Genomic DNA, 2364 nt, shown 5'->3' with positions numbered 1-2364 from the left:
GCGTGTCGCTGCCGAGCAGGGCGATGGAGAAGACCATCACCAGCAGGGCCGGGAAGACGGCCAGCACCGCGTAGTACGTCAGCGCCGCCGCCCAGTCGGTGAGGTCGTCCTTCCAGACGGCGACCGGGGTACGGGCCAGGGCCCTGGCGTACGCCCCGTAATCGCGCCGGTCGCGGGCCGAGCCCCTCACGGGCACACCGACCGTCATGACACCACCGCTCCCTTCGGGGCCTGCCGTCACCCCCGGCGCCACCGCCCCGGCCGGGCCGTCGGCGGGTCGACCGCCCGGTGCCCCGCCGGGCGGCGTGGTGCGTGCCGGGAGCCACGGCGGTCTCACCGCGCGTGCCTGCCCTTGGCCGGCTTCGGCTTCCCCTGCCGGGCCTCGCCCTTCGCGGGGGCCGGTCCGGCCGCTCCCGGACCGGTCGCACGGCCGCGCTGCCGTTCCGGGAGGCCGGATGCCGACGGTGTGCCGCTGTCGACCGCCGCGCGCTCGGAGCCGGCGGTCCGCCGGTCCCCGGTGTACGAGGGGGACCGCGGTGCGGATACGGGGACGGCGGCGGCTCCGTCGGGCGAGGCGGTCGGGGAGGCCGAAGAGGACGGGGAGGAGGAGGCGGAGGCGCTCGACCGGTTCGCGTCCGGGGAGGCCGGCTCGGACGCGGCGGGGCGGGGCGGGGCGGACACGGCGTTCTCCGCCCCGGCGGAGGACCCGCCCACCGAACCGGCCAGTCCGACGCCCAGGACGGTCAGGGCCGCGCCGGCGGTCAGCAGGGTCCGGGCGGCCCGGCGTGCGGCGGGCCGCCCGGAGGAGGCCCGTGCGGACACCGGCCCACCGAGTGAGGGGGCGGCGGCCCCGACGCCGGTGCCCCCCACCGCCGCACCCGCCCCGTTCGTCCTGAGCGTGTCCGGATTCCGCTCGCCGCCGTGCTCGCCGCTCATGGGCGGAGCCTCGGGCACGGAGGGTCCCGCGGGGGCGCCGGCCGCTCCCCCGGGATCCTCCGGTGCCAGGGCGGCCAGGGCCCGCTCAACGGCCCGGGCGTCCGGCCGGCGGCTCTCGTCCGCGTCGGTCATGGCTTCCAGCAGTTCGACGACGGCCGCCGGTATGTCCGGCGGAACGAGCGGGGGCCGGTGCAGCCGGGCGATCGCGGCCTCCAGCGGCGCCCCGCCGTACTCCAGTTCGCCCTTGATCGACTCGATGAGGACCAGTCCCAGGCTGTAGATGTCCGCCGCCGGCCCGGCGCCCCGGCCCAGCACCTGCTCCGGGGCCATGTACGCGGCGGTGCCCACCAGGGCGCCCGTCACCGTCTGGGCCGTGGTGCCGAGCAGCCGTGAGATGCCGAAGTCCGTCAGGCGGGGAGCGCCCTCCTCGTCCAGCAGGATGTTGGCGGGTTTGACGTCGCGGTGGACGACTCCGGCCTCGTGCACGTGGGCCAGCGCCGAGGCCAGCGCGGCTCCTATCCGGCACGCCTCGGCGGGCGCCAGCGGGGCCGTGGCGATCCGCCGGCGCAGCGTCGTGCCCCTGACCAGCTCCATCACCAGGTAGGGCGTTCCGTCGTCCCGGCCGCAGTCGTACACGGTGATCAGGCCTGGGTGCTGCAGCTGCGCCAGCAGCCGGCCCTCGCCGTCGAACCGCTCCTCCGTGTCGGTGGCACCGTCCGGGCGGAAGACCTTCACGGCGACCGGCCGCCGCAGGCGCAGGTCCATGCCCTCGTACACATCGGCGGCGCCGCCGCGACCCAGCAGGTCGTCGAGCCGGTAGCGGCCGGCCACCGCGTGGGCGGTGAGCCGGAGGTCCGGTCGGATCGGCCACGAGCGGACTTTCATCACTGCGCTCCCTGCGTCCCGTTGTCACCTGCCGTCGTCGGCCCGCCCACGTGTGCGCTGCCGATGGCATCCCGGCCGCGTGGGTGCGAGTACCTGTGCACGTGTGCCCCCTCATCCGCCGGACATCCCCCGTCCCGCCCACGGTCTTGCGGAAGGGGGGCCGGGTGCCGTTCCGGCATGGCGGAGTCATGCCTACGCGACCGGTGTTCGTCTTCGACGGTGACGGCGGCTTCTGCACGGCCTGCGTCCCGTTCGCCGAACGCCGCCTCCGCCCGGACCGTGGGATCGTCGCCCGGCAGTTCGCGGATCCGGCCCGGCCGGGCGTGACGCCGGAGCGAGCCGCGAGCGAGGTGCTCCAAGTGCCTCCGCCCGGCCGGGCTCACGGCGGCGCCCGGGCGGTACCGAAGATCCCGCCGCGCGCGCGGCCGGGGCTGGGGCGCTGCCGCCGGGGCGGTGGGGCGCCCACGCCGTCCACCGGCAGGTGGCGGGCAACCGGCACCGGATGCCGGGCGGGACGGCGGCGTGCGCGGCGCCGTCCCGGCG

At 77.3% G+C, this 2364-nt stretch carries 1 protein-coding gene and 1 pseudogene; both read right to left on the bottom strand.

Annotated features, from left to right (window positions below):
* A pseudogene (locus RIF68_RS34505) lies at nucleotides 1–208 on the bottom strand (hypothetical protein); the annotation flags it as partial.
* Nucleotides 209–333: 125 nt separating this feature from the next.
* Nucleotides 334–1821 carry a protein kinase gene (locus tag RIF68_RS34500; RefSeq protein ID WP_309055430.1) on the bottom strand — a complete coding sequence of 496 codons (1488 nt, stop codon included), beginning with the start codon at nucleotides 1819–1821 and terminating at the stop codon, nucleotides 334–336.
* Between the last annotated feature and the right edge of the window lie 543 nt (nucleotides 1822–2364).

This window comes from Streptomyces sp. (genome assembly GCF_031178505.1).
Taxonomy (GTDB): domain Bacteria; phylum Actinomycetota; class Actinomycetes; order Streptomycetales; family Streptomycetaceae; genus Streptomyces; species Streptomyces gulbargensis.
The sequence above is the reverse complement of the archived record's forward strand: the minus strand, read 5'-3'. Positions and strand labels throughout refer to the sequence as shown.